Origin of the sequence: Ahrensia sp. R2A130 (assembly GCF_000179775.1) — a bacterium.
Classification (GTDB): domain Bacteria; phylum Pseudomonadota; class Alphaproteobacteria; order Rhizobiales; family Rhizobiaceae; genus Pseudahrensia.
Genome location: NZ_AEEB01000022.1, coordinates 321,311 through 347,493 on the forward strand (window position 1 = coordinate 321,311; position 26,183 = coordinate 347,493).

The 26,183-nt window shown below is 59.1% G+C and carries 23 protein-coding genes; 12 read left to right on the forward strand and 11 right to left on the reverse strand.

Annotated elements, in window-relative coordinates:
- Positions 1 to 107: 107 nt before the first annotated feature.
- The 4 genes from R2A130_RS14900 to R2A130_RS14915 form a co-directional block, all read right to left on the reverse strand.
- Positions 108 to 1,820: a BCCT family transporter gene (locus tag R2A130_RS14900; RefSeq protein ID WP_009758636.1), complete on the reverse strand. Its 1,713-nt coding sequence runs from the start codon at positions 1,818 to 1,820 to the stop codon at positions 108 to 110.
- Positions 1,821 to 2,127: 307 nt separating this feature from the next.
- Positions 2,128 to 2,937 carry an exodeoxyribonuclease III gene (locus R2A130_RS14905; protein WP_009758637.1) on the reverse strand — a complete coding sequence of 270 codons (810 nt, stop codon included), beginning with the start codon at positions 2,935 to 2,937 and terminating at the stop codon, positions 2,128 to 2,130.
- A gap of 114 nt (positions 2,938 to 3,051) precedes the next feature.
- Positions 3,052 to 5,352, reverse strand: a complete 2,301-nt coding sequence (locus R2A130_RS14910) for a xanthine dehydrogenase family protein molybdopterin-binding subunit (RefSeq protein WP_009758638.1) — start codon at positions 5,350 to 5,352, stop codon at positions 3,052 to 3,054.
- Between the two features lie 3 nt (positions 5,353 to 5,355).
- Entirely contained in the window at positions 5,356 to 5,850 is a 495-nt protein-coding gene (locus R2A130_RS14915; RefSeq protein ID WP_009758639.1) for a (2Fe-2S)-binding protein, read from the reverse strand.
- Positions 5,851 to 6,085: 235 nt separating this feature from the next.
- Between R2A130_RS14915 and ispG the strand changes: the two genes are divergently transcribed.
- Together ispG and R2A130_RS14925 are read left to right on the forward strand one after the other, a co-directional pair.
- Positions 6,086 to 7,336, forward strand: a complete 1,251-nt coding sequence (ispG, locus tag R2A130_RS14920) for a flavodoxin-dependent (E)-4-hydroxy-3-methylbut-2-enyl-diphosphate synthase (RefSeq protein ID WP_040306256.1) — start codon at positions 6,086 to 6,088, stop codon at positions 7,334 to 7,336.
- Positions 7,323 to 8,186, forward strand: a complete 864-nt coding sequence (locus R2A130_RS14925) for a lytic transglycosylase domain-containing protein (RefSeq protein ID WP_009758642.1) — start codon at positions 7,323 to 7,325, stop codon at positions 8,184 to 8,186. The genes ispG and R2A130_RS14925 overlap by 14 nt, the downstream gene beginning before the upstream one ends.
- Here R2A130_RS14925 and R2A130_RS14930 read toward each other — a convergent pair.
- A complete protein-coding gene (locus R2A130_RS14930; protein WP_009758643.1) occupies positions 8,183 to 9,085 on the reverse strand; it encodes a polyprenyl synthetase family protein in 903 nt (300 codons plus the stop codon). The two genes, R2A130_RS14925 and R2A130_RS14930, sit on opposite strands and share 4 nt — an antisense overlap.
- Positions 9,086 to 9,232: 147 nt before the next feature.
- Between R2A130_RS14930 and mtgA the strand changes: the two genes are divergently transcribed.
- The 3 genes from mtgA (at position 9,233) to R2A130_RS14945 (ending at position 11,107) form a co-directional block, all read left to right on the forward strand.
- Entirely contained in the window at positions 9,233 to 10,075 is an 843-nt protein-coding gene (gene mtgA, locus R2A130_RS14935; RefSeq protein WP_009758645.1) for a monofunctional biosynthetic peptidoglycan transglycosylase, read from the forward strand.
- 198 nt (positions 10,076 to 10,273) lie between these two features.
- Positions 10,274 to 10,459 (forward strand): 50S ribosomal protein L32, encoded by a 186-nt coding sequence (gene rpmF / locus R2A130_RS14940; protein ID WP_009758646.1) that lies wholly within the window; start codon positions 10,274 to 10,276, stop codon positions 10,457 to 10,459.
- Positions 10,460 to 10,684: 225 nt separating this feature from the next.
- On the forward strand, positions 10,685 to 11,107 hold the full coding sequence (locus tag R2A130_RS14945; protein ID WP_009758647.1) for a hypothetical protein: 423 nt from the start codon (positions 10,685 to 10,687) through the stop codon (positions 11,105 to 11,107).
- An 18-nt stretch (positions 11,108 to 11,125) separates the two neighbouring features.
- Here R2A130_RS14945 and R2A130_RS14950 read toward each other — a convergent pair whose 3' ends face one another.
- Positions 11,126 to 11,590: a hypothetical protein gene (locus tag R2A130_RS14950; protein ID WP_009758648.1), complete on the reverse strand. Its 465-nt coding sequence runs from the start codon at positions 11,588 to 11,590 to the stop codon at positions 11,126 to 11,128.
- A 211-nt stretch (positions 11,591 to 11,801) separates the two neighbouring features.
- Between R2A130_RS14950 and R2A130_RS14955 the strand changes: the two genes are divergently transcribed.
- Both R2A130_RS14955 and R2A130_RS14960 read left to right on the forward strand, forming a co-directional pair.
- Positions 11,802 to 13,487: an AMP-binding protein gene (locus R2A130_RS14955; RefSeq protein ID WP_050786191.1), complete on the forward strand. Its 1,686-nt coding sequence runs from the start codon at positions 11,802 to 11,804 to the stop codon at positions 13,485 to 13,487.
- A gap of 99 nt (positions 13,488 to 13,586) precedes the next feature.
- Complete coding sequence (locus tag R2A130_RS14960; RefSeq protein WP_009758650.1) at positions 13,587 to 15,017, forward strand: MFS transporter; 1,431 nt, start codon at positions 13,587 to 13,589, stop codon at positions 15,015 to 15,017.
- 65 nt (positions 15,018 to 15,082) lie between these two features.
- On the opposite strand, the gene purH is transcribed toward R2A130_RS14960, so the two are convergent.
- Positions 15,083 to 16,699 carry a bifunctional phosphoribosylaminoimidazolecarboxamide formyltransferase/IMP cyclohydrolase gene (gene purH, locus R2A130_RS14965; RefSeq protein ID WP_009758651.1) on the reverse strand — a complete coding sequence of 539 codons (1,617 nt, stop codon included), beginning with the start codon at positions 16,697 to 16,699 and terminating at the stop codon, positions 15,083 to 15,085.
- A 139-nt stretch (positions 16,700 to 16,838) separates the two neighbouring features.
- Here purH and tsaD point away from each other — a divergent pair, with 139 nt between their 5' ends.
- The 3 genes from tsaD to R2A130_RS14980 are packed head-to-tail and all read left to right on the forward strand — an operon-like array spanning position 16,839 to position 19,340.
- Positions 16,839 to 17,924: a tRNA (adenosine(37)-N6)-threonylcarbamoyltransferase complex transferase subunit TsaD gene (gene tsaD / locus R2A130_RS14970; protein ID WP_040306261.1), complete on the forward strand. Its 1,086-nt coding sequence runs from the start codon at positions 16,839 to 16,841 to the stop codon at positions 17,922 to 17,924.
- On the forward strand, positions 17,921 to 18,898 hold the full coding sequence (locus tag R2A130_RS14975) for an NAD(P)H-dependent glycerol-3-phosphate dehydrogenase (protein WP_009758654.1): 978 nt from the start codon (positions 17,921 to 17,923) through the stop codon (positions 18,896 to 18,898). The genes tsaD and R2A130_RS14975 overlap by 4 nt, the downstream gene beginning before the upstream one ends.
- Before the next feature lie 4 nt (positions 18,899 to 18,902).
- Positions 18,903 to 19,340, forward strand: a complete 438-nt coding sequence (locus tag R2A130_RS14980; RefSeq protein WP_009758655.1) for an EVE domain-containing protein — start codon at positions 18,903 to 18,905, stop codon at positions 19,338 to 19,340.
- Between the two features lie 163 nt (positions 19,341 to 19,503).
- Here R2A130_RS14980 and R2A130_RS14985 read toward each other — a convergent pair whose 3' ends face one another.
- Positions 19,504 to 20,292, reverse strand: coding sequence for an ion transporter (locus tag R2A130_RS14985; RefSeq protein ID WP_009758656.1), 789 nt, complete (start codon positions 20,290 to 20,292; stop codon positions 19,504 to 19,506).
- A 137-nt stretch (positions 20,293 to 20,429) separates the two neighbouring features.
- On the opposite strand from R2A130_RS14985, the gene R2A130_RS14990 reads away from it, so the two are divergent.
- Positions 20,430 to 22,502: a M3 family metallopeptidase gene (locus R2A130_RS14990; RefSeq protein ID WP_009758657.1), complete on the forward strand. Its 2,073-nt coding sequence runs from the start codon at positions 20,430 to 20,432 to the stop codon at positions 22,500 to 22,502.
- 20 nt (positions 22,503 to 22,522) lie between these two features.
- Here R2A130_RS14990 and R2A130_RS14995 read toward each other — a convergent pair whose 3' ends face one another.
- Positions 22,523 to 23,479, reverse strand: coding sequence for a 2-hydroxyacid dehydrogenase (locus R2A130_RS14995; protein WP_009758658.1), 957 nt, complete (start codon positions 23,477 to 23,479; stop codon positions 22,523 to 22,525).
- A gap of 163 nt (positions 23,480 to 23,642) precedes the next feature.
- Between R2A130_RS14995 and R2A130_RS15000 the strand changes: the two genes are divergently transcribed.
- Positions 23,643 to 24,563 (forward strand): bifunctional enoyl-CoA hydratase/phosphate acetyltransferase, encoded by a 921-nt coding sequence (locus R2A130_RS15000; protein WP_009758659.1) that lies wholly within the window; start codon positions 23,643 to 23,645, stop codon positions 24,561 to 24,563.
- Here the strand turns inward: R2A130_RS15000 and trxA are convergent.
- Both trxA and R2A130_RS15010 read right to left on the reverse strand, forming a co-directional pair.
- The gene (gene trxA / locus R2A130_RS15005) at positions 24,560 to 25,615 is read right to left on the reverse strand and encodes a thioredoxin (protein ID WP_009758660.1); all 1,056 of its coding nucleotides are present in this window, start codon (positions 25,613 to 25,615) and stop codon (positions 24,560 to 24,562) included. The genes R2A130_RS15000 and trxA overlap by 4 nt on opposite strands.
- Positions 25,612 to 26,163 (reverse strand): prolyl-tRNA synthetase associated domain-containing protein, encoded by a 552-nt coding sequence (locus tag R2A130_RS15010; RefSeq protein ID WP_009758661.1) that lies wholly within the window; start codon positions 26,161 to 26,163, stop codon positions 25,612 to 25,614. Before R2A130_RS15010 ends, trxA begins: the two co-directional genes overlap by 4 nt.
- Positions 26,164 to 26,183: the final 20 nt, after the last annotated feature.

Sequence of the window (26,183 nt, forward strand, 5' to 3'; positions counted from 1 at the left end):
GAAAACTGGGAGGAGCGGGACGCGCTCGTCGCGTCCGGCATTCAGGCGGCTATATAGGGGGGAAGTCGGCGCTTGGAAAGCGCCGACTTCGATAGTGTTGTCAGCTGTTACTCAGCTGCCGCAGGTGCGATGTCGCTTTCGTACAGCGTCTGCACACCGGCAGCTTCACGGCGACCGTCATTATAGATCGCTTTGATGAGCGAGATGCACATCAATACCATGACGACGGAGAAGGGCAGCGCCCCGATCACCATCGCGGTCTGGATCGCTGTGGTGCCACCGGAAATCAGCAGACCAGCAACAACGAACGCCAGTGCGGCACCCCAGAACAGGATGTGCGGACGAGCCTTCGGACCTTCATCACCAGCAGCATTGATCGTGTTCACAATCAAAACTGCAGAGTCGGCAGAGGTAACAAGGAACGTCATCAGCAAGACCACGATGAGAACCGCCATACCCCATGAGAGCCATTCGGAAATAGGCTCCAGCATGAAGGCGGTCATTGCGAAGATCTTGTCGCCGTTACCGGCATCGAAGATCACGCCGTTGGCGTTACCGTAGAGTTCGAGCCAGATAGCGGTACCACCTGCCCATGCGAACCAGACGAAGCACATAAGCGCAGGCACAATCATCGCGCCCAGCACGAATTCACGGATGGTCCGGCCACGCGAGATGCGCGCCAGGAACAGACCCACGAAAGGTGCAAATGCGATCCACCAAGCCCAGTAGAACACGGGCCACCAGCCCTGCCACTGCGCCAGCTTGAAGGCTTCGGAGTCTGCCTGTCCATCGGACACCCAAACGTTGAAGCTCATCACCGGCAGTGCGATCAGGTAATCGAACAAACCGAGGAACATCGCAGTCAAGCCGAAGAAACTGGCACCAAAGATGATGAAGAAACCCAGCAGTACGATGGACAGCACCATGTTGATGTTCGACAGCCACTTGATGCCTTTGCCTACACCGGACAGCGCCGACAGGGTCGAAGCCCCCATGATGAACAACAGCGCAACGATGATGCCGAACGTGTTGGCGGTGTTGGCGATTGCTTTGCCCGCTTCATCGACCGCACCAGCCGGATGAACAAGACCACCGATACCAATGCGCGTAAGACCGGCAACGAACTGGTCCACACCAAAACCGAGCGTCTGCGCGACACCCAAAATGGTGGCCACCACAGCGATAATATCAATGAGGTTACCCAGCGGGCCGGACAATGCTTTACCGAACAGCGGCGTGAGGCCGGAGCGGATCGTCAGCGGCAGACCGCGACGGTATGTGAAGAAGGCCAATGAAAGACCTGCCACCGCGTAGCAAGCCCATGCGCCTAGACCCCAGTGCAGGAAGGACCACTTATAAGCCATGCGAATATTGTCTTCGCTCTTGGCGGTCGTCAGGCCTTGGATGACTTCCGGGTTGTTGGCAAAATGCGAAACAGGTTCAGCAACAGCCCACGTCAACATGCCGACACCGATACCGGCACCGAACATCATGGAGAACCATGAGAAGTTGGTGAACTCCGGCCCTTCGCCATCCTGCCCCAGATTGAGGCGTCCGGCTGTTGGCCAAATCGCAAGGCCAAGACATACGATGATGAAAAACGCCACGGTCCAGATGTACCATGCGGCGAAATTTGCCAAAATAACAGTGTTCCAACCGGACAACACACTGCCCGCCCATTGTGGCCACACGATCGCCCAGACGACGAGTGCGGCGATGATGATCTTGGAAATAACGGCAACGCTTGGGCTGAAGCCGCGATAGAACCCGGAATCTGCCGTATGGATCGGCAGGTCCGTGAGTGGTGGTTTGATAGCCATATATATGGTCTCCCTCTTCTCCTACTTTTCGCAGGTTGGGCGGGAGATTAAGACAATGGGTCGGGGGCCAACAACCGAGCGGCAACATTAATGCCTGCCTAAAGTCTAGGGTCGCATGACGTTAGTAATTAAACTGGCTGGTAAAGCACTGTAAACGAATGGTTAACCATGCCTGCGAACCATGTCGCATCCGGCCATCAATTTCTGTGTCAAACTCAGTTCAGCAGCGCAAAAACTGCCTCTAAGCACCTGAAATCTCTAAATCCCACACTGAACCACATCAAAAAGCAGAGTTAGAGACGGTCTCTTAAGTGAAATCGAAACGGGCGATCACCGGCACATGATCTGACGGTTTTTCCCAGCCACGTGCCTCACGCAGAACCTCGATCTTCGATAGCGAGGACGCCAGTTTCGGCGATGACCAGATGTGGTCGAGGCGACGCCCTTTGTCGGCCGCATCCCAATCCTTCGAGCGGTAGCTCCACCACGTGAAGAGAATGTCCTCAGCGGGAATGTGCTGGCGGATAAGATCGGTCCAACCGCCTTTCGCCATCACTTCGTTCAACCCATCGGTTTCCACGGGCGTGTGGCTAACGACTTTAAGAAGCTGTTTGTGCGACCACACATCGGTTTCCAACGGCGCGATGTTGAGATCGCCCACAAGGATCGCAGGCACATCGCCATCATCACAGCCAAGCGCCTTCATCTCTTCGATAAATTTCATCTTGTGATCGAACTTCGGGTTCACGGCAGGGTCGGCCACATCGCCACCGGCAGGAACATAGAAATTGTGCATTCGCACCGGCCCGCCGGGGGATTGCACGATACATTCCACATGGCGCGTATCGCCCATGGCGACGTAATCGGCGGACGCAGTTTCCGTCAGCGGGTGCTTCGAAACGGTCGCCACCCCGTGATAACCCTTTTGCCCATGGACAGCGTGATGCGGATAACCGGCAGCAGTAAAAGCGTCTGCGGGAAACAGCTCGTTCACACATTTGATTTCCTGCAGGCACAGCACGTCCGGCTGATGCTCGGCGAGAAACTTCTCCACCAACCCGATACGCAACCGCACGGAATTGATGTTCCACGTGGCGATGGAAAAGGGTTTGGCCATTGTGTGATTCTCGCGAGCAGGTATGATGCGAAAGTTACGTCAGCCTCCGGCGGGTGTCATCCCAACGAAGCCGCTAGTCCACCGTCATCGCAGCCGTTCAAAGTCAGCCAGCCCTCAAACGAACTCCACCTCTTTCGACAGCGGCATCGTGCGAATGCGTTTGCCGGTGAGCGCGAAGACCGCGTTGGCCAGCGCGGGAATGGACGGCGGCGTGCCGGGTTCGCCCGCGCCGCCACGATGCTCTGCCTCTTCCATCACCTCGACGGTAATCGTCGGGCAATTCGCCATCCGCATCGCGTCATAGGTGTCGAAATTGGTTTCCTGCACCATGCCGTCTTCGAATGTGATTTCCTGCCCTAGCGCCGATGACAACCCATAGACGATGCCGGACTGCAGCTGTGCCGCGACGTTTGCGGGATCGAGCGCCTGCCCGATATCGCCGACGCACCACACGTTCTCAATTTTGATGCCATCGTCGGTCTGAACGACTTCCACCACCTGACCTGTCCAGCAACCGAAGGACAGCGTGAAGGCACAGCCCTTGGCGCGACCCTCGACCTTCGCTTCCGTCCAGCCGGACATATCGGCCAATCGCTTCATCACGCCCACGGCGGTTGGGTGGTCCTTCATGAGTGCGGCGCGAAACGCCATGGGGTCCTGGTCGGCAACGTGGGCCATCTCGTCCATGAAGCTCTCATGGAAGAAGCCGTTGTAGCTGTTGCCCACCGACCGCCAGAAACCGACGGGAATATCCACCGGCGCCTTGATGCCGGACACGCGGTAATTCTCCACACCATAGGGCTGGTCGAACGCGCCGTGGGTGATCGTGTTGTCCGGCCCCGCTGCGGGTACGGATGGGAAGGTGCGATTGATGACCGAGCCGATGACGGATGGACAGGCGATATGCCCGTCGATGGCAACCGGCAGGCCGTCATCGCCCAACCGCGCGCGCCACTGCGACACGGCACCGGGGCGGTAAGTGTCGTGGGTCATGTCCTCCTCGCGGGTCCACACCACCTGCACGGGGCGACCCTTGAGAACACCGTCACCACGCTGCGCTACGCGGGCGGCAAAGCGGGCAAAATCCACCTCGCCACGACGACCAAAACCACCGCCAAGGAAGGTGGAATGAACCTGCACGTTCTGCTCGTCGACACCGGTTTCCGACGCGCAATCGGAGCGCACCAGTGTGGGCGCTTGCGTACCGGCCCAGATGTCCAACTCACCATCTTTGAACTGCGCCGTAGCGTTCATGGGTTCCATGGTCGCGTGGGCCAGATACGGCACTTGATAACGGGCTTCCACGATACGGTCGCGGGGCGCGTCTGCAAATGACAGATCCACATCACCATCGTTCCGCAGCTTGTCGCCATCGCCGATACCATCATCCAGCGCCTTGGCGATCACGGCCATGATGCCGTCCGTGGTGGCCGGATAGGGTGCCTCCCCCCATTCCACATCCACCAATTCGGCAGCGCGGAAGGCGGTCCATGTGTTTTCAGCCAGCACAGCAAAACCACCGCCGAATTTTTCGCTCTCACCGCCGGTCATATCGATCACGTCGATAACACCGGGAATTTTCTTCGCCTCGGTCGCGTCGAACGACGTCATTGGTCCACCCAAACGCGGGTTCATGCGAACCGTGGCATAGGCCATGTCCGGCAGATCGACGTCGATGCCATAGACCGCTGCGCCGGTAGATTTCGGAAGCGCATCCTTGCGCTGCTGCGACTTGCCGAGGATCGACCAATTGTCCGGCGTACGAAGCGCAGGTTCCGATGGCGGGGTGAGTTTGGACGCATCCGCCGCCAACTCGCCATAGGACAATGTCGTGCCGTCTGGCAGAACGACGTTGCCCGCCTTCGTCGTGATGTCGGTCAGCGGCGTATTCGTGCGATCAGCAGCGGCCTGCCGGAAAGTTTCACGCGCCGCAGCGCCAGCCTCCCGCATTTTGTCGTATGCATCTGCAATGGAGGACGAGCCGCCCGTCACTTGCAAGCCCAACACCTTGCCCACAGTACCCATGGCCGTGCGGGTGACTTCCGCCATCGCCGTACGATTGAAGTGAGCGACGGGCGCACCGTCGGACATCATCGCGGCATTATAATAGGCGTATGACGCCGGTGCGATTTCCGTGCCTATAGCGTCCAGCGGCACGTCCAATTCTTCCGCAACCAGTGCTGCAAGCGTAGTGGTGACGCCCTGCCCCATTTCGGCACGAGGTATCATGATGGTCACGCCGCCATCGGCCATGACCTTGATATACGGGTTCAGTGTGCGCTCACCCTCTGCCAATGCGCCGTCTTCGGCGAGCGGGTTGGGGTAGTCCTGATTGATCTTGTAGGCACCGAAAGCAACGCCACCAACGATGGCGGCGGAGCCGATGAGGAATGTGCGGCGGAGAATTTTACCCATGATCTAACCCTCAACCTTGTCTGTTTTGGCTGCGCTGGAGGTCGACGATTTCATCTCGGCGGAAGCCTGACGAATGGCCGTGCGGATTTGCGGATAGGTGCCGCAGCGGCAAAGGTTGTTCATGTTGATGTCGATGTCTTCGTCGGTGGGTTCGGGAATTTCCGACAGCAACGCCACGGCGCTAATAATCTGGCCGGACTGGCAGTAGCCGCACTGTGCGACATTGCCTTCCGCCCATGCTTTCTGCACCGGGTGCAACTCGCCATCAGCACCGACCAACCCTTCGATGGTGGTCACCTCGCCTTCGATGGAGTCCAGCGGTGCGACGCAGGACCGGCGCGGAACGCCGTTTACCAGCACGGTGCAAGCACCACACGATGCGATACCGCAGCCGAATTTCGTGCCTTTGAGACCGGCCACATCGCGCAACGCCCACAGCAGGGGCATCTCGCCCGGCGCATCAATCTCGCGCTCTTCTCCGTTGATGGTCAATTTCATATCGGCACCCTCTTGTCGGCAAAATTCATCCGCATCTTACGTGAACTGCAGATGGACCGTGAAGGGGGCAATCGCAAGGCGTGATCGCGTCAAAGACAACGATGACACATGGCCGCCGCCTTGCTAGGCTGCTGTCATACGACATGGACAGTTCAGATGTAACGAAAGCCCGCCCGTGACCCTCGACGCCGATTGCCCCGCCTTTACAGACGCAGCCCCCCTCGTTCGCCCGCTCATTCGTCAAAAGACCGTGGGCGTCGATGTGGGTGGCGTGATGGTCGGCGGTGGTGCGCCCATCGTAGTGCAATCCATGACGAACACCGACACCGCAGACGTGGACGGCACTGTCGCTCAAGTGGCAGCACTGGCGAAGGCTGGCTCGGAAATCGTTCGCATCACGGTGGACCGCAACGAAGCGGCAGAAGCTGTGCCGCGCATCCGCGAACGTCTCGACCGCTTGGGCATCGACGTGCCGCTGGTGGGTGACTTCCATTACATCGGCCACAAGCTGTTGAAGGCTTATCCCGATTGCGCGGCAACGCTGGCGAAATACCGCATCAACCCCGGCAATGTCGGCTTCCGCGAAAAGCGTGATCGGCAGTTCGGCGAGATCGTCGAGATCGCCGCCAAACACGACAAGGCCGTCCGCATCGGTGTGAACTGGGGATCGCTCGATCAGGAACTCCTCACCTCGCTGATGGATGAAAACTCCGCAAAGGGTTCGCCGCTCTCCGCAGACGCCGTCATGCGCGAAGCCATGGTGCAATCCGCCCTTCTGTCTGCCGCCGAAGCCGAACGCATCGGACTGGGCAAAGACCGCATCATCCTGTCGGCCAAAGTGTCGGACGTGCAGCAGCTCATTACGGTCTATGCCGACCTTGCCGCCCGTACCAATTACGCGCTGCATCTTGGCCTCACCGAAGCAGGCATGGGGTCGAAAGGCATCGTCGCATCATCTGCCGCTTTGGGCATTTTGTTGCAGCAGGGCATCGGCGACACGATCCGCATTTCGCTTACGCCGGAACCTGGCGGTGATCGCACCCGTGAAGTGCAAGTGGCGCAGGAATTGTTGCAGACCATGGGCTTCCGCACCTTCGTCCCCATCGTGGCCGCCTGCCCCGGCTGTGGCCGCACGACCTCCACCACCTTCCAGTCGTTGGCGGCCAAAATTCAGGGCCAGCTGCGCGAGAACATGCCGTCGTGGAAAGAGAAATATCCCGGTGTTGCCGAGCTGAAAGTTGCCGTGATGGGCTGCATCGTCAACGGCCCCGGCGAAAGCAAACATGCCGATATCGGCATCTCCTTGCCCGGCACCGGCGAGACGCCCGCCGCACCCGTTTTCATCGACGGTGAGAAAGCGGTCACGCTCCGCGGCGAGAACATCGCCGAAGATTTCGAGCAATTGGTGCAGGACTATGTCGAGCGTCGTTTCGGCCAAGACAACACAGCAGGCGACAACGTGGCAAAGGTCGATGCTGCGGAATAGCATCTTCGTTCTGACGTTGCTGTTTGTATTACCGGCGAACGCGCAGACGAAGGCGCCCGAGCTTCCCAAACCTGCCGACTGGCCAGCCGAACGGCTGTGCAAACTCATCGACGAAGCCGCCCGCCGCCACAGCCTTCCCCGCGCCACTTTCACCCGCCTCATCTGGACGGAAAGCCGTTTCGACGTGCTTGCGGTCAGTCCCGTAGGCGCCATGGGCGTGGCGCAGTTCATGCCCGGCACGGCAATCGAACGTGGTTTGAAAAACCCTTTTGCGCCGGACCAGGCCATCGAAGCCTCCGCAGCACTCCTCTCCAGCCTGCGCCTGCGCTTTGGTAATTTTGGCCTCGCTGCGGCCGCCTACAACGCGGGGGCCGGTCGGGTGGGTAAGTGGCTTGCGGGTAACGGCGGCCTGCCCTTCGAAACCCGCGACTATGTGGTGGCGATCACAGGAAAGCAGGCGGAACAGTTTCGGGCCCGTGATGCGAAAGTAAACGATTTTTCGCTCAAGAAAGGCGTCGCGTTCCAGCAGGCTTGCGCCGAACTGCCAGTGCTGAAAACACGTTCCCCCGGCGTTCCCGGTCAGATCGCCGTGCCACGCCAACCCTGGGGCGTCCAGGTGGCGGGCAACTTCTCCCGCAATCGCGCCATGCAAAACTGGGAGCGCGTGCGCGGCAAGCTCGGTGTAGATTTAGGCGACACCAAACCCGCGCTCTACCGCGAACGAACGCGGCGGGGTTTGAAATCGAAATGGGCAGTGAGGCTAGGAACATCCAGCCGCATCGGCGCAATCCGACTGTGCAAGCGTATTCGCGACGCAGGCGGTTTTTGTCTGGTGAAGCGGAACCGCTAACTCTTTCGCTCGGCAATGAACGTCGCCATCGCCCGAAGCCCATCGGCTTCTGCACCAAAACCACCCAGCGCCTCATGCGCCTGCGCCACGGCTTCACCCAGCATGTCCCGCACCGCATCCACGCCATGCAGTGCAACAAGCGTGCCTTTATCGGCATCCAAATCCTTGCCCGCCGTCTTGCCCAGCGTTGCTGTGTCGGCGGTAACATCCAGAATATCGTCGGCCAGCTGAAACGCGAGACCCACCGTTTCGCCGTAGCTGCGGAGCGCTGCACGAGCCGCATCATCTGCACCGCCCAGCACCGCGCCAGCCTCGCAGGCAAAGCGGATCAGCGCGCCGGTTTTCATCGCTTGCAGCGTGCGGATTTCTGCGTCGGTCGGCGCACCGTCTTCTGCCTCGATATCCAACACCTGCCCGCCGATCATACCGCCCCAACCGGACGCGCGGGCAAGCATGGTCGTGAGTTCGCATCGCACCGCAGCATCAGCCGAAGAGCGCGATGCCAGAATATCGAAGGCCAATGTCGACAGCGCATCGCCTGCGAGAATAGCCAGCGCTTCATCGAACGCTTTGTGAACCGTTGGCTGGCCGCGTCGTAGATCGTCATCGTCCATCGCGGGTAGGTCATCATGGACCAGCGAAAACGAATGCAGGCATTCCAGCGCACATGCCGTTGGCAAAGCATCATCAAGCGAAACGCCGAAAAGGGCCGCTGATTCCACCACGAGGAAAGGCCGCACCCGCTTGCCGCCATTCAACACGCCGTGCCGCATGGCAGCCACCAACCGTTCGGGACGCTGCCGTTCGCCTTCCGCTGCAGAATCAGCGTTCAGTTCGACGTCGAGCCAGCCGTTTACGGCATCGGCGATCTTCGCCATTTGTAGTTTCAGATCAGCCATGATGCCCCCCGTTAAGTTGCCGCCTTGGTGGCGCGGAAGGCGGTGCAGCGTCAAGCGATTGCATCAGGCCGCTTGTTGATGCGGCGGCCCCTCGCTACACCGATATGACAATCCGCCCTTCTACAACCTGCAAAGGCTGCGACCACATTGGCCAAGACGACACGCAGCAAAGCAGCCAGCTCATCCAAAGGGCGAGCGAGTAAGCCGTCGAAGTCCAAACGCAAAAAATCACCCGTTGATGATCTGATCGCGCAGAAGAACGGACCTGCAATCGTCGGCCCATCCCGCTCCGGCTCGCGTTGGCGACGGATGACGCGATGGCTCGTCAAACGACTTGTTATCGTCGCGCTCATTCTGGTCTTGCTGCCTTTTGCGCTGATCGCGCTTTATACCGTCCCGGCGGTCAATCCGGTTTCCGCACTCATGGTGTGGCAGCGCGTTTCCGGCACTGAAATTACCCGTGAGTGGGTGGCGCTCGACGATATATCTCCCTTTGTCGTCCAATCCATCGTCTCCAGTGAGGACGGCAAATTTTGCAGCCACAGCGGTGTCGATTGGGATGCTGTGAACACCGTGGTCTCCGATGTGCTGGAAGGTGAACGTCCGCGTGGTGCCAGCACGGTTTCCATGCAGGCAGCGAAAAACCTGTTCCTCTGGAACAGCCGTTCCGTGCTCCGTAAAGGCCTTGAAGTGCCGCTGGCATTGGCCGCCGACAAAGTGTGGGGCAAGCGGCGCATGATGGAGATTTATCTCAATATCGCTGAATGGGGGCCGGGCATTTTCGGCATCGACGCGGCAGCCCAACACCATTTTGGCCGTTCCGCCAAAAAGCTGTCGCGCCGACAGGCCTCGCGGTTGGCGGTGGTGCTGCCAAGCCCTCTCACCCGCAATCCCGCCAAGCCCTCACGGTCGCTGGCGCGCATGGCGCGGCGGGTAGAGGGTCGTGCCAAACAGTCCGGTGCCTATATAAGATGCCTGAAGCCGCAATAAGCGTGACAGCGAACCGCAAAACCTCTTGCCTTGCCGCACATATGGTCTATACCGCCCGTCAACGTCGCTACACCAGTGTTGCGACGGGCTAAACAACGTTTTCAGATAGCTGGATGTCCACCCAGCGCCCGCCGAACATTCGGTCGTGTGCGCCACGGAGTTTTGGATAAGGTCCGGCACCCGTAGGAGCATGATACCATGGCTGTCCCAAAGAGTAAGATTTCGCGCATGAAACGCGGTTTTCGCCGGTCCACAGACGCGTTGAAAAACCCGACATATGTCGAAGACAAGAACTCCGGTGAACTGCGCCGTCCGCATCACATCGACCTGAAATCAGGCATGTATCGCGGCAAGCAGATCTTGGAAGCTAAAGACAGCCTGTAAGGCTGACTTCAGCTTTCTTTCGCGCTCACGCTGTCGGCTTTGCCGACGCTCCGCGGGGGCGGCCGACGGCCGGTCGCCATTCGGCTCCGGTGGGTTCACACATCAAACAATGAAATACCGATGGGCTGGTGGATAAATCCGCTGGCCCTTTTGTCGTTTTGCCCTGCAGATGGTGAAAGCCTAAAGACAGGGTTAGAATCGCCCTAACTGCATTGGAGCCAGCCCATGCTCACCAACTTTCCGCTCATGGCGCTTGCGCTGATTGCCTATAACGGCATTGCCTTCGGCATGACGCTTGACCCTGCCGCAGGTAATATCTGGGACAGCGAGCTCTTCAACCTCACCATGCCGACAGGTGGCGTTTGGCGCTTCGACATGGGCGACGCGATCCTGTCATTCTCCATGTTCCTGCTTTTCATCGAAATTCTGAAAGCCACGCGCATAGGCAAGCTGTCCATCATCGACCATCTGCTGTCGACGCTGGTGCTCATCCTGTTTCTGGTGGAATTTCTGCTGGTGCCGGTTGCGGCAACATCCACCTTCTTCCTCATCATGTTGATGGTGGCGATAGATGTGATGGCAGGCTTTTCGGTGTCGATCCGCTCCGCCACACGCGACGTGCAGTTCGGGCGTGACGGCGGAATTTAGTTTAGGCTTTATCCAAGCTTACATATTGATGTCGGACATACCGAATTCGTCCACCGGCGCCTGTTTCGGCGGCGGTGGCAGGTCGATGTCAGAACCGCCGTTAGCGCTGACAGGTTTTGCCTGGTCTTCACCTTCGGCAGGCTCAGCCTCGCGGGTTGCCATTGTTACGGCCATCTGGCGTTTTTCACGCAGTTTGGCCCGCATCGCCATACGTTCCCGCAGGGTCGTGCTGCCGCCGGGCAGTTGAGCCTCGCGGGTCCGGATGTCGCCCAGCTTCAGATCAATAGATTCCTTGTCCGGTGCAGCACCAATATTGCTGATCGAGCCCTGCTTTTCGGGCAAGGCCAGCGTCGTATAGCCCGATGCCTGTGCGGCAGCAGGCATGCACGCCACGAAGAAGCCAAGAGCGCCAACGGCAGCCCACCGTACAAGTGCGCTTGTGGCACCCGTGGTGGTGTTCTGGTCAAGCTGTTCGTTACCCATCGTCTCAAGTCTCCATTCGCTTGCGCGGATGCCCTATGTTTTGTCCCGTCAGGCGCGTTCTTTTGCCTTGCAGGTCCACTCATGACGCGGCAGACAGATTTTCAACCGCGCACGAGTGCCCGACCAACGTGCAGTCGCGCAGCTTAATGAAGACCTTAGAATGCGGCCAAACCCGCAGTTTCGAAGGCAAATGGACGGGGAGATTGCCGATATGGTTCACGAAACGGAAAGATCGGACCCACAAATTTCACAATCGAATTACGACCGTGATCTTGATGCGAACACGGCGAACTTCGCAGCACTGACTCCGTTGTCATTCCTGCGCCGCGCCCGCGACGTTTATCCCCATCGCACGGCCTACGCTTATGAAAGCCTGACGCGCAGCTGGGGTGAGGTGTACGAACGCTGCGTGCGTTTCGCGTCGGCCTTGAACGCACGTGGCATAGGGCGCGGCGATACGGTGGCGATCATCGCGCCCAATATTCCAGAAATGTTCGAACTGCAGTTTGCCGTTGCCATGGCAGGCGCGGTGATGAACCCGATCAACATCCGGCTCGATGCGGCAACGATCGCCTACATCCTCGACCATGGCGAGGCGAAGCTGCTGGTCACCGACACCCGCTTTGCGCCAGCAGTAGAACCGGCACTTGAAAAGCTTGGTCGCGCACTGCCGGTGATCGATATTGTTGATGGCGAGACCGACGAGCCGGAAGGCAAGCGCCTTGGCGAAATGGACACCGAAGCGTTTATTCGCTTGGGCGACCCGGCCTATGATTGGGTGATGCCCACCGATGAATGGGACGCGATTTCGCTCAACTACACCTCAGGCACCACGAGCGACCCGAAAGGCGTCGTCGTCCACCATCGCGGGGCGCACCTCATAGCATTGGGAACGGCAGCGTCTTGGCCCATGACGGGTGGACTGGAAGGCGACGCGACCTTCCCCGTCCACATGTATGTGGTGCCACTCTTTCACTGCAACGGCTGGGGCCACGCTTGGGCGTTGGCTGCAACCGGTGGCATGTCCGTGCTCATCCGCAACGTCAACGCGAAGAACCTTTACGCGGCCATCGGCGCACACCGCGTCACCCATTTTGGCGGCGCGCCCATCGTGCTGTCCATGCTCATCAATGCGACTGACGAAGAGCGCAAAGACTTCGACTGGCCCATCCGCGCTTACACTGCAGCCGCGCCACCACCGCCCGCTGTGCTGGCCGCAGTCAAAAAGGCAGGCTTCACGCTCACCCACGTTTACGGCCTGACGGAAACCTACGGCCATGTTCTCGAATGCGCGCCTCAAGCAGAATGGCTCGGCAAGCCGAACGACGAATTAGCCGAGCTGAACTCCCGCCAAGGCGTGCGCTACGCCGTGCTGGAAGACGTTATGGTGGCGGACCCCGACACAATGGAACCCGTTCCCGCAGATGGTGAAACCATAGGTGAAATCATGGTGCGCGGCAACGTGGTGATGAAGGGCTATTACCGCAATCCGTCAGCCTCGGAAGCGGCCTTCGCAGGCGGTTGGTTCCACACCGGCGACCTCGCGGTGATGAATGCCGACGGTTATCTGAAGATCAAAGACCGCTCCAAGGACATCATCATCTCTGGTGGTGAAAACATTTCCTCCGTCGAGATCGAAGGAATTCTGGCAGGCCATGAAGACGTCATGGCAGCCGCGGTCGTCGCCAAGCCGGATGAAAAATGGGGCGAAACGCCTTGCGCTTTCTTGGAGCTCAAACCGGGGAAATCCGGCGATACTGCCACTATGACCGCATGGTGCCGCGAGCGTATGGCAAGCTTCAAGGTCCCCAAGACATTCATCTTCGAAGAGTTGCCCAAAACCAGCACCGGCAAGATTCAGAAATTCGTTTTGCGGGACCGCCTGCGGGACGGGTGAGATGTTGCCAATATTGAATCAACGTTAACCACGCTGGCATAGCGTTCCGATCCATGACAGCCTGCACCAACGAGCAGGCCTGACGGGAGAACGGGCGAAATGAGCGACAACAATATCGGGCGAGAAAAAGTAAGGGCCGCGCAGGCGCCGGTGAGGCACGCCGTAGATGAGCCTACGGAAGCGAAGGTCGGCAAAAAAGGCATCTGGGGCTGGATGCTGTTCGATTGGGCAGCCCAGCCGTTCCACACGCTCATCATCACCTTCATTTTCGCGCCCTATTTTGCGGCGTCCGTCGCACCGGACGGTGTGACCGGCCAAGCCTATTGGGGCTATGCGGCTGCCATTGGCGGCATTCTCATCGCAGCCTTATCGCCGGTTCTCGGCTCCATCGCAGACGCATCCGGCCCTCGTAAACCGTGGATATTCGGCTTCTCTCTGCTCGCAATCGCGGGCTCTATCGGCCTGTGGTGGGCAGAGCCGAACGCTGGTAGTTCCGGTGTGCTGTTCGCGTTGGTGGCCTTCATCATCACCATGATCGGCTTTGAATTTGCAGCCGTGTTCAACAACGCCATGATGCCAAGTCTGGTCCCCCGTGCGCAGCTGGGCCGCCTGTCGGGCAACGCTTGGGCGTTAGGCTACATCGCTGGGCTGCTCACCCTCATCGTCGTGCTGCTGACCATGGCAACCAACAGTGAAGGCAAGACGCTGCTCGGCATCGAGCCATTGTTCGGCATCGACGCTTCCGCCAAGGAAGGTGAGCGCGCATCCGGTCCACTGACCGGCCTTTGGTATCTCGTCTTCGTCATCCCACTGTTCCTGTTTACGCCGGACGCGGAGAAGAAAGAAAAGTCCAAAGGCGCGGTGAAAGCCGGACTGCAAGGCCTTTGGAACACCATCAAGTCGCTGCCGCAAACGCCGTCGCTTTTCGCCTATCTCGGCTCATCCATGATCTACCGCGACGCGCTGAACGGCCTCTACACATTCGGCGGCATCTACGCCGTGGGCGTGTTGAAGTGGGACATCGTGCAGGTGGGTATCTTCGGCATTCTTGCAAACCTAACCGGCGTCGCTGGTGCATTCCTCGGCGGTCGCGCAGATGCTGCCAAGGGTCCGAAATTCGTGGTGGTCACCTCTGTTATCGTGCTTATGATCTCAAGCCTCATCATCGTCACCACGAGCCCGACCTCGGCACTCTTCATGCAGCTTGAATCGGGCTCTAATCTCCCGACCATCGTGTTCTATATCTGTGGTGGTTTCATCGGTGCTGCCGGTGGCGCTCTTCAGGCTGCGTCCCGCACGCTGATGGTCGACCAGGCCCACCCGGACCGCATGGCGGAAGCCTTCGGCCTCTACGCCCTATCGGGCCGAGCCACATCCTTTATCGCTCCACTGATGATCGGCATCATCACGACAGCCACCGGCAGCCAGCAATTGGGTGTCGCGCCGGTGGTGGTGTTGTTCTTCCTAGCGCTGTTGTTGCTACCGCTGGTGAAGCAGAAGAAGCCGGGTGAGTTGTCAGCAGACGGGTAGCCCAACCTAACTCCTCCGCTGTCATCCCCGCGCAGGCGGGGATGACAAGAGAGTGGCGGTTAGGCTCAATGCCTGAAATGGCGATGCCCTGTAAACACCATCGCCAGGCCAGCCTCGTCCGCAGCGGCAATCACTTCATCATCACGCATGGAACCTCCCGGTTGAATAACCGCCGTTGCTCCTGCCTCTGCTGCTGACAAAAGACCATCTGCGAAGGGGAAGAATGCGTCCGACGCGACGACCGAACCTTTGGTTTTCGGTTCTGCCCAGCCCGCTGTTTCCGCAGCATCGACTGCTTTGCGTGCGGCGATGCGGGAGGAGTCCACCCGGCTCATCTGCCCCGCACCCACACCCACAGTTGCGCCATCGCGGACGTAAACGATGGCGTTCGATTTCACATGTTTGGCCACGCGGAAGGCAAAACGCATATCAGCCATTTCCTGCTCGCTAGGCGCGCGTTTGGTGACGACGCGCAGGTCCATGTCATCGATATTGGCAGCGTCGCGATCCTGCACCAGCAGGCCACCGGCCACCGTTTTTACGAACAGGCCAGCGCCGCGCGGGTCGGCCATTGTACCGGTCAGCAACAAGCGCAAATTCTTCTTGGCTTCCAATACGGCAATCGCCGCTTCATCAGCATCCGGCGCAATGATGACCTCTGTAAAAATACCGGTCATAGCCTTGGCAGCCGCTTCATCCAGCGTGCGGTTCATGGCGATGATGCCACCAAAGGCAGAGACCGGGTCGCAGGAAAGAGCAGCCTCATAGGCCGCAACCAGATCGCTGCCTGTTGCCACACCACAAGGGTTGGCGTGTTTGATAATGGCAACGGCAGCAGAGGGTTTGGGGTCAAACTCGCTTGCCAGTTCGAAAGCAGCATCCGTGTCGTTGATGTTGTTGTAGGACAGTTGCTTGCCCTGCACTTGGCGTGCGGTGGTGACGCCGGGACGAACCTCCGGGGTGCCGTAGAGTGCGGCTTTCTGGTGCGGGTTTTCGCCATAGCGCATGGTGGAAAGCAGTGGCCCACCGATGGCGCGGGCTGGCGGCGTGTCGATTTCGAGATTAGCGGCCATCCAGTTCGATACGGCGGAATCGTACGCTGCAGTGCGGGCATAGGTGGCCTGCGCCAATCGTTTGCGGGTGGCGAGAGTGGTCGCGCCGTCGTTTGCGGCCATCTCCTCCAGCAGCTCAGCGTAGTCGTCGGCACTGGTCAGCACCGTGACATAGGCATGGTTCTTGGCTGCGGCGCGCTGCATTGCAGGGCCGCCGATATCGATGTTTTCGACGATGGTTGCAGCATCTGCACCGCCCTGCATCACCTCGCCAAAGGGGTAGAGGTTGGAAACCAGCAGATCGATTTGCGGAATGCCGTGCTCGTCCATGGACGCTACATGATCGCCCGCATCACGAATGCCCAGCAGACCGCCGTGGATTGCCGGATGCAGCGTTTTCACACGCCCATCCATGATTTCGGGAAAACCCGTCACGTCGGAGACATCGCGCACCGGCAAACCGGCCTCCGCAATCGCCTTTGACGAGCCGCCGGTGGACAGGAGTTCCACACCTTGATCGTGTAGCGCACGGGCAAGGTCCACCAACCCGGTCTTGTCAAAAACAGACAGCAACGCACGTCGAATTTTAACGTGATTGGGAGCGGAGAAATTACGGGAGGCAATGGCCATGGACGGCGGGTCCGATGCTGGAGGGCGGGATGAAAACGGTATGGCGAAGCTGCTCGCCGCCTACAAGGTGATTGGGTGAATGCCAGTGGATTGCCGCGTGCCTGTTGGCGACACCGCGCACGGGTGTTACGCCGCAACGATGAGCGAACACCTTACCATTTTGGGCATCGAAACCAGCTGTGATGAGACGGCAGCCAGCGTCGTCCGATCAGGCAACGGTGGTGCGGGCGATATCGCTTCCAACGTGGTGTTCAGCCAGATCGAAGATCACGCGCCTTTCGGCGGGGTCGTGCCAGAAATCGCGGCCCGCGCCCATCTCGATAAAATCGGTCCGGTGATCGAACAGGCTTTAGCCGAAGCGAATACCAGTTTCGAAGAGTGCGATGCCATCGCCGTCACGTCCGGCCCCGGACTGGCGGGCGGATTGATTGTTGGCACCATGACGGCCCGCGCCATCGCTGCCGTGCATGGCAAGCCGCTGATCGCGGTGAACCATCTGGAAGGGCATGCGCTCACCGCGCGGCTTACGGACGGTGTGGCATTCCCCTACCTGCTTCTGCTTGTTTCTGGTGGCCACACGCAAATTTTGCTCGTGCGTGGCGTGGGCGACTACGAACGCTGGGCCACGACGATTGATGACGCTCTGGGTGAGGCTTTCGACAAAACAGCGAAACTGCTCGGTCTGCCTTATCCCGGCGGTCCGCAAGTAGAACGCGCGGCCCGTGACGGCGACCCCAAAGCCCACGCTTTCCCCCGCCCACTAAAGGGACGCGATACGTTGGACATGAGTTTTTCCGGATTGAAGACAGCCGTGCGAAAAGCCGCAATTGAAGATGGTGCGGACACCAACGACATCTGCGCCAGCTTTCAGGCCGCTGTTGCAGATGTGCTGGAGGACCGTATCGCCCGTGCCTTCAACCGCTTCGAAGATGAGTATGGCCATGCCGGTGCCGTCGTGGTGGCGGGCGGTGTCGCGGCGAACACCATGCTTCGCACACAGCTTCAGGCTGTGGCCAATCGCGATGGCTGGCAATGGATCGCACCGCCCATGGCGCTCTGCACCGACAACGCTGCGATGATCGCTTGGGCTGGACTGGAGCGCCTGCGTGCCGGTTTGGTAGAGAAGGACGACGACACCATCCGCCCACGTTGGCCGCTGGACCCCGACGCTGCGGAACGCCAACCGAAAAGCTATGGCAGCGGGCGTAAAGGGGCGAAAGCATGAGCATCGCGGTCATCGGCGCTGGCGCATGGGGCACAGCATTGGCGCAGGGCTGGGCGATGGAGGGCAAGGATGTCACGCTACTCGCTCGCGATGAGCAAGCTGCCGACGCGATACGAAATGCGGGAGAAAACACCCGCTACTTGCCCGGCATCCCATTGTCGAAAGATATGGCGATCACCGGTGATCCTGCTGCGTTGCAGGGTGCATCTATCATTGCGATTGTCATTCCCACGCAAGCGCTACGAGCCGTGTTGAACGATGTCGGCAAGCACATCGCAGCAGACGCGACACTGGTGTTGTGCGCCAAAGGCATCGAACGGGAAACGCTCGCGTCTCCTGTCGATATTGTAAGCGAGACATTGCCCGGACGCGCTATCGCCGTTCTATCCGGCCCCAGTTTTGCCCATGATGTGGCGCGCCGCCTGCCCACCGCAGTCACATTGGCAGCGCAGGATGATGAAAAAGCTGATGCGCTTTGCGCCAACCTCTCGACCCGCAATCTACGCCTTTATGCCAGCACCGATCTCGTCGGTGTAGAACTCGGCGGCGCGTTGAAGAACGTCATGGCCGTTGCCGTCGGCATTACACGCGGGCTGAAACTAGGAGCCAGCGCAGAAGCCGCGCTGATCGCCCGTGGGTTTGCCGAAATGACGCGCCTCGCGGTCGCCCGCGGCGCAAATGCCGAAACACTCACCGGCCTGTCAGGCCTCGGCGATCTGGTTCTCACTTGCGGTTCATCGCAATCGCGCAATTTCGCTTACGGAGAAGCGCTGGCGAAAGGCGAAGACCTGTCAGACCGTCCGCTGGCAGAAGGCGTTCATACCGCGCGACAGGCGCAACAGCTGGCTCGCCAGACGAACGTGGACGCTCCCATCATCGACATGGTCTGTGCAATCCTGAATGGTGATCTGGACGCCACCGACGCGGTGCGGCAACTCCTGTCACGCCCACTTACCCGCGAAACTGAAAGCTGATCCGATGCAATACTGGCTCTTCAAATCCGAACCGTTCAAATGGTCCTGGGAACAACAAAAAGCCAAGGGCGATGTTGGCGAAGAATGGGACGGCATCCGCAACTATCAGGCCCGCAATTTCATGCGCGACATGAAGGTCGGAGACCGGGCGTTCTTCTATCATTCCAACGAAGGGCTGGAAGTCGTTGGCATTGCGGAAGTCTCCGCCGAATCCGCACCCGACAGCACCATCGACGACGAGCGCTGGGACTGCGTCCACATCCGCGCGCTGGCCGATGTGCCAAAGCCTGTGACGTTGAAGGATGTGAAGGCGATGGAGGTGCTCGCTGATATGTCGCTGGTCACGTCGATGAGGTTATCAGTGCAACCTGTGAAACGTGCAGAATGGGAAGTCGTGTGTCGGATGGGGGGAATAGACCCCGACACATTGAAACCGCTCTAACCACTTCCACCATTGTCATCCCCGCGAAGGCGCGGACCCACTGGTGGGCTTGCACAGACTTTTTCCAAAGCCCACACAGCTAGCCGTCGCGTCCAGAACAACAATCGAATTTGTTGAGAAGCGGGTCCCAGCCTCCGCGGGGATGACAGCGTAGGTGTGGGGTCTAACCCCGCTCCTTCCGCATCTCCGCCAGTTCCACCCGCAGTGCTTTTACCTCACTCAGAATCATCTCTTGATCGGACTGCAACTGGTTGCGGGCATCATCGGCTATCTCATCATGCTCGGCCTGCATGGCAGCGACGATGATACCGATGAACAGGTTCAGAACGGTGAACGTGGTGGACATGATGAAGGGGATGAAGAACGCCCAAGCCCATGGAAACTGTTCCATCACCGGGCGCACGATGCCCATGGACCAGCTTTCCAGCGTCATGATCTGGAACAGCGAATAGGCGGAATCGCCGAGCGACCCGAACCATTGTGGGAAATCTGCGCCGAACAGTTTCGTCGCCATAACGGCAAAAACGTAGAAGACCAGCAACATCAGCACCACGATGGAGCCCATGCCCGGCAGCGCTGCGACAAGACCGGTGACCACCGCGCGCAGGCTTGGAATGACCGACAGCAGCCGCAATATCCGCAGCACCCGCAACGCGCGCAACACGGCGAAGCCAGAGGATGCCGGCACCAGCGCGATACCCACCACCACAAGGTCGAAAATCCGCCATGGGTCGTGAAAGAACCGCGTCCGATGGACGAACATGCGAACGCCGAGTTCCACCACGAAGATCGCGAGGATAACGTTATCCAACCCGATCAGAAATGGACCCACAGCATTCATCACGGCGGGATAGGTTTCCAGCCCCAAAACGATGGCGTTCAACACCACCAGCGCGATGATGATGTATTCGAAACGGCGGTCTTTCAGCAAGGCGGCTAAGCGGTCACGCATTGGTTCTGATTCGCTGGGAGGAACGATAGGCCATCATGTAAGCGACATTGCCGCACATGCCAGAGCTTGAGCCGATTGCAGTGCAGCATTTCGCTACCTAAGTGATGACTTCAGTATTTTCACCGAAGGCATCCCCCATGAACGACACGATCAAACCGGAATTGGTGAACTGGGATGGTCCAATGGACCTACCGCGCTTCGAAGCCGTGGAGAGCGATGATTTCGCTGCCGCCTTCGACATTGCGCTGAAAGCCGACCGTGCCGAGATCGATGCAATTGCTGAAAATTCCGAAGCGCCTACCTTCGACAACACTGTCGTAACGCTCGAACTCTCCGGCCATGATCTGTCTCGTGTATCCGCACTATTTTGGAACCTCATGGGCGCCAACAGCGACGACACGTTGCGCGCGCTGGAACGTGAGATCGCGCCAAAAATGTCCCGCCATGGTTCCGAGACTGCCGCCAACAAGGCATTGTTCCAGCGCATCGACACGCTTTGGAATGGTCGCGAAAGCCTGAACCTCACCACGGAGCAATTTCGCGTATTGGAACGCAAATGGCAGGGTTTCGTGCGTGGCGGTGCTGCGCTGGAAGATGCAGACCAAAAACGGCTGGCAGAAATCAACGCGCGCTTGGCCGAACTGGGTGCCAGCTTTGCACAGAACATGCTGGCCGATGAAAAAGACTGGATGTTGGTGATCGAGGATGAGGCAAAACTCGCAGGTCTGCCGCCCTTTCTGCGCGATGCCATGAAATCCGCGGCAAGTGAACGTGGCGAAGACGGCAAATATGCCGTGACCCTGTCGCGCTCGATCATCGAACCCTTCCTCACCTTTGCCGATGACCGCGCCTTGCGCGAAGAAGCTTTTGCGGCCTGGACAGCCAGAGGTAAGAACGGCGGCGATACGGATAACCGCGCCAACGTCGCCGAGATCGTGCGCCTGCGTGCAGAGAAAGCAGCCTTGTTGGGTTACGAAACCTTCGCCCATTTCAAACTCGAAAATCAGATGGCGAAAAAGCCGGAAGCGGTGATCGAACTGCTGGAAACGGTGTGGGAAAAGGCCGTCGATAAAGCCGCTGCCGAAGAGCAACTTTTAGCAGACCGCATCGCTGCCAGCGGCGCGAACCACGATGTGAAGCCATGGGATTGGCGCTATTATTCCGAACAGGTTCGTGCGGAAACCTATGCCTATGACGAGGCAGAATTGAAGCCTTATCTCGCGCTGGACAACATCATCGCCGCCGCCTTCGACGTCGCCAACCGCCTGTTCGGCATCACCATCGAAGAGCGCAAAGGCATCACCGCCTACCACCCCGATGTGCGGATTTTCGAGGTGAAGAATGCGGACGGTTCACACCGCGCCGTGTTCATCGGTGACTATTTCGCCCGACCCTCCAAACGGTCCGGCGCATGGATGAGCGGCTTTCGCGGGCAACACAAATTGACCAATGCGGACGGAACCGAAGGCTCCGCACCGATCATTGTCAATGTAATGAATTTCGCCAAAGCGCCTGCCGGTCAGCCGACGCTGCTGTCGATGGATGATGCGCGCACACTGTTTCATGAATTCGGCCATGCGCTGCACGGGTTGTTGTCCAACGTCACCTATCCCAGCGTGTCCGGCACGTCGGTTGCCCGCGACTTTGTGGAACTGCCGAGCCAGGTTTACGAACACTGGTTCACCGTGCCCGAAGTGCTGGCAAAACACGCGCGCCATGTTGAAACCGGCGAAGCCATGCCGAAAGCTTTGCTCGACAAAGTGCTGGCGGCGCTCACCTTCAACGCCGGTTTCGGCGCGGTGGAATTCACGTCGTCCGCCTTGGTGGATATGGCCTTCCACCGCTTGTGCGGCGATGATGCAAAACTGAACGATGTGCTGGAATTCGAAGCAGCAGAACTGAAGCGGCTCGGTATGCCGGACGCTATCGTCATGCGTCATGCCACGCCGCATTTCGCCCATGTGTTTTCAGGCGATGGCTATAGCGCCGGTTACTACAGCTATATGTGGTCGGAAGTGTTGGACGCTGATGCGTTCGCCGCCTTCGAAGAGGTGCAAAACCCCTTCGACCCGGACCTCGCCAAACGCCTGCACGACCACATTTACAGCGCGGGCGGGTCCATCGACCCTGAAGAAACCTACAAGGCGTTTCGTGGCAAAATGCCGACTGTCGAGGCGATGATCGAAAAACGCGGGCTAGTGGCGGCTTAACCGCCACCAAACTTAAAGGCTTACGCCTGAACCAGATGCGCGCTTTCCGGCACAGGTGCAGTCGGCTTACCGCTATCGAAGAAGGTGACGATATTTTCGACCACCATATCGGACATATCCTGACGGGTTTCCTGCGTGGCGGACGCGACGTGTGGAGTGAGGACAACGTGGTCCATGTCGATCAACGCCTGCGGCACCTTCGGCTCTTCTTCGAACACATCGAGACCGGCATTGCCCAGGCGGCCATCCTGCAGTGCGGAAATCATTTCTGCTTCATCGACAACCGTGCCACGCGCGACATTGATGAGCGTGCCAGTTGGACCCAGCGCTTCCATCACTTCGCGTGAGATCAGCTTGTCGGTTTCCGGTCCGCCCGGCGTGATGACGATCAACACATCGCTGTCGCGGGCCATCTGCAACAGGCTTGGGTAATATTCATAGGCCACGCCCTTGTCGTTGCGGGAGTGGTAAACCGTTTTGCAGTTGAAGACCGAAAGCTTCTCGGCAATCGCTTCACCGATACGACCAAGACCGACGATACCGACCTGTTTGCCGCGCACCGATGTGGTGAGGGGCGCGTTGCCCTCCGAAAGCCATTTGCCTGCCCGCAGATAACGGTCGTGCTCCACCAAACGGCGGGTTGTCATCAACATCAGCGAGATGGCGACATTGGCCACATCGTCGTTCAACACGTTGGGCGTATGGGTGCAGATGATGCCTTTGCCCGCACCATGTTCAGCGGCGACGCCATCGTAGCCCACGCCAAAAGATGAAACGAGTTTGAGTTTCGGCATGCGGTCCATCACATCAGCAGGTGCCCAACCGAACGTCGCCATGGCCTCGATATCGGCGATATCATCGTCGCTCATCGCAGCCAACGCATCCTTGTCGGTGGCATGGAGGACATCAAATTTGCCCTTCAAATCATCCATGACAGAAGGGAAGAAATTGCCGACGACGAGAACCTTGTGGGACATAAAACAGCCTATATGAGAACGATTGAAATCTTGCGGTGAGATAAACCATCCAGCGCGGTTGGGGGCAAGTGAGCCGACCAGCTAACGGGCCAGTTTACAAGCGTGACGTGACGCTTCCCACGCATTAGAAGCGGTGAACCGACTTTGAACGCTGGACTTTTTCGTGACCGACGCCGCAACAGATATGAGCAACCGCCCACACTTCACCACCATGCTGGAACGCTGCAAGCCGCTGCCGCCACTGCGTACCGCGCTGGTTTGCCCGCATGAAAAAACCGCGTTGGGCGGCGCGTTGGAAGCCCGTGATCTGGGCCTGATCGAACCGGTTCTGGTGGGCGAGAGCGCACGCATCCAGCAGGTCGCTCAAAAGAACGGGTTCGATATTTCCGGCCTCACCATCGTGGAAGCAAGGGGCGAAGCGGGCGCGGCCCATGCCGGTGTCGATTGCGTGGCCGATGGGCGCGCGCAGGCCATCATGAAAGGCGACGTCCATTCCGACACTTATCTAGCCGCCGTTATCCGCCGCGAAAACGGCATGCGAACGGCCAATCGCACCAGCCATTGCTTCGTGATGGACATTCCCAACTGGCCAAAGCCGGTCATCATCACCGATGCTGCGCTCAACGTTGCGCCAGACGTGAAGAACCGCATCGCCATCACCAAAAACGCCATCAAACTCGCCCATGCGCTGAGCGTGACCGAACCGAAGGTCGCTGTGTTGTCGGCTGTAGAAAGCGTGAATGCCGCGATACCGTCCTCCGCCGAAGCAAAGGAAATCGCAGACCACGGCTATGAAAATGCCATCGTCGGCGGACCGTTTGCGTTGGACAATGCCGTGAGCGCACGAGCAGCAAAGCTGAAAGGCATCACCAATCCGGCAGCCGGAGACGCTGACATTCTGGTGGTGCCGACCATCGAGGCAGGCAACATCCTGTTCAAAGCGCTAGTCTATATGGCGGGCGCAGAAACCGGCGGACTTGTAGTGGGCGCTTCTGCCCCCGTCATCCTGACCAGCCGCGCCGACAGCGCCGAGGCCCGCATCGCAAGCTGCGCGCTGGCAGTTTTGATGGCGAACGCTGCCTAGCTGAACAGCACCGAAGACAGTCCGCGCCGCCCGGCCAACGTTGCGGGGTCGGCATTGCCCCAGGCTTCGAAGAACTCCACCAGTTGCTTGCGCGCACCATCATCTTCCCAAGTGCGATCTGCACGAACGATATCGAGAAGCTGATCGGCGGCCTCTTCGCGCTCACCGGCAGCGTTCAACGCCATGGCGTAATCGAAGCGCGCCTGATGGTTTTTCGGGTCGGCCTCGCTGGCCTCTTTCAACGGGGCAAGCTCGCCCAGCTTCGCACCGGCCTGCGCCAGATCGACAGCCTTTATCAGTGCGGCGATAGAGGCTTCGCTGCGGTACTCTTCTGGCACCTGATCGATCAACTGTTGCGCCATATCCGCTTCGCCCACCGCCACATAGCATTGGCCGAGGCCGACGATAGCATCGAGGTTACCCGGCTCGCGGCCAAGGATCGCGCCGTACAGTTCCGATGCTGCACCGTGGTCGCCCTCACCGGCCAGTCGGTCGGCTTCGGTCAGCGCTTCCTTCATCGGGTCTTCACCACCAACACCGGCGGCCTGCGCGATCTTGTCGAAAAACGCTGCCACTTCGCTTTCAGGTTTTGCGCCCATAAAGGCTTCCGCAGGACGACCGTTCACGAATGCCACGACGGCAGGAATGGACTGAATCCGCATCTGCTGCGCGACTTCGGGGTTGGCTTCCGTATCCATCTTCACCAGCTGCACGCCCGGCGTCTGGCTTGCTACCTTTTCGATGATCGGGCCAAGCGTTTTGCACGGACCGCACCAAGGCGCCCAGAAATCCACCACGACCGGATGGTCCATGGAAGCGTCGATCACGTCTTTCATGAAAGTCTCGGTGGTCGCATCGAGTACGGGGAATACGCCCGGAGCGGCTGGCGCTTCTTCGCCAACGGGGCGGCCACCAGATGTGTATGTCACGGGCGCAGGTGCCGCATCTTGAGGCGCAGGCGCGCCACCTGCGGACACATTCAGGTTCTGCCCGTAACCGCCACCTTGGCCGTAACCACCACCGCCACCAAAACCGTAATCATCATTGCTCATTGGGTGTTCTCCAAATTCTCGGGGTCGGCGTCCAGATCAACGATCAGCGGATCGTGGCCGGTGGCTTTTGCAAAGGCCAGCAGATCGTCGCGCGCAATCGTCGTTGTCGCTTCATTGGTCAACGGATGGCAGTTGATCTTGTCATGCTCCAGCAACCGCTTGTCGATGGCAAAGCGCAGCTTGCCTTCGCGGTCGTTGATAACGCCAAAAGCTGTCACGGCACCTGGCGTCACGCCCAGCAATTCCTGCATCATGTCAGGCGAGCCGAAAGAAAACTTGCCCTGACCGCCGATCAGCTTGTGCAGAATTTTGAGCGGAACATCGCTGTCTTCCTGCGCGGTCAGCAAGAAGAAGTTGCCCTTGCGGTCCTTCAAAAACAGGTTTTTCGTATGCCCACCCTCAAGCTCGCCCCGCAACGCCTGGCTTTGCTCCACCGTAAACAGCGCTTCGTGGCGGGTTGTGATGGTGTCGAAACCACAAGCGTCGAGATAGGCCAGCAATGCGGCCTCATCGACGGGAGCGGGGGGAAGGGCAGGCAGATCGGTCATGATTCGTCGCAGGGTATCGG

Coding starts and splice junctions, on each gene's coding strand:
- trxA (WP_009758660.1), bottom strand. CDS start 25,615: ATGAGCAATGATGATTACGGTTTTGGTGGCGGTGGTGGTTACGGCCAA.
- R2A130_RS14955 (WP_050786191.1), top strand. CDS start 11,802: ATGGTTCACGAAACGGAAAGATCGGACCCACAAATTTCACAATCGAAT.
- R2A130_RS14945 (WP_009758647.1), top strand. CDS start 10,685: ATGCTCACCAACTTTCCGCTCATGGCGCTTGCGCTGATTGCCTATAAC.
- R2A130_RS14980 (WP_009758655.1), top strand. CDS start 18,903: ATGCAATACTGGCTCTTCAAATCCGAACCGTTCAAATGGTCCTGGGAA.
- R2A130_RS14975 (WP_009758654.1), top strand. CDS start 17,921: ATGAGCATCGCGGTCATCGGCGCTGGCGCATGGGGCACAGCATTGGCG.
- R2A130_RS14960 (WP_009758650.1), top strand. CDS start 13,587: ATGAGCGACAACAATATCGGGCGAGAAAAAGTAAGGGCCGCGCAGGCG.
- purH (WP_009758651.1), bottom strand. CDS start 16,699: ATGGCCATTGCCTCCCGTAATTTCTCCGCTCCCAATCACGTTAAAATT.
- R2A130_RS14990 (WP_009758657.1), top strand. CDS start 20,430: ATGAACGACACGATCAAACCGGAATTGGTGAACTGGGATGGTCCAATG.
- R2A130_RS14995 (WP_009758658.1), bottom strand. CDS start 23,479: ATGTCCCACAAGGTTCTCGTCGTCGGCAATTTCTTCCCTTCTGTCATG.
- R2A130_RS14905 (WP_009758637.1), bottom strand. CDS start 2,937: ATGGCCAAACCCTTTTCCATCGCCACGTGGAACATCAATTCCGTGCGG.
- R2A130_RS14910 (WP_009758638.1), bottom strand. CDS start 5,352: ATGGGTAAAATTCTCCGCCGCACATTCCTCATCGGCTCCGCCGCCATC.
- R2A130_RS14915 (WP_009758639.1), bottom strand. CDS start 5,850: ATGAAATTGACCATCAACGGAGAAGAGCGCGAGATTGATGCGCCGGGC.
- R2A130_RS15010 (WP_009758661.1), bottom strand. CDS start 26,163: ATGACCGATCTGCCTGCCCTTCCCCCCGCTCCCGTCGATGAGGCCGCA.
- rpmF (WP_009758646.1), top strand. CDS start 10,274: ATGGCTGTCCCAAAGAGTAAGATTTCGCGCATGAAACGCGGTTTTCGC.
- R2A130_RS14925 (WP_009758642.1), top strand. CDS start 7,323: ATGCTGCGGAATAGCATCTTCGTTCTGACGTTGCTGTTTGTATTACCG.
- R2A130_RS14985 (WP_009758656.1), bottom strand. CDS start 20,292: ATGCGTGACCGCTTAGCCGCCTTGCTGAAAGACCGCCGTTTCGAATAC.
- R2A130_RS14950 (WP_009758648.1), bottom strand. CDS start 11,590: ATGGGTAACGAACAGCTTGACCAGAACACCACCACGGGTGCCACAAGC.
- tsaD (WP_040306261.1), top strand. CDS start 16,839: ATGAGCGAACACCTTACCATTTTGGGCATCGAAACCAGCTGTGATGAG.
- R2A130_RS14900 (WP_009758636.1), bottom strand. CDS start 1,820: ATGGCTATCAAACCACCACTCACGGACCTGCCGATCCATACGGCAGAT.
- R2A130_RS14930 (WP_009758643.1), bottom strand. CDS start 9,085: ATGGCTGATCTGAAACTACAAATGGCGAAGATCGCCGATGCCGTAAAC.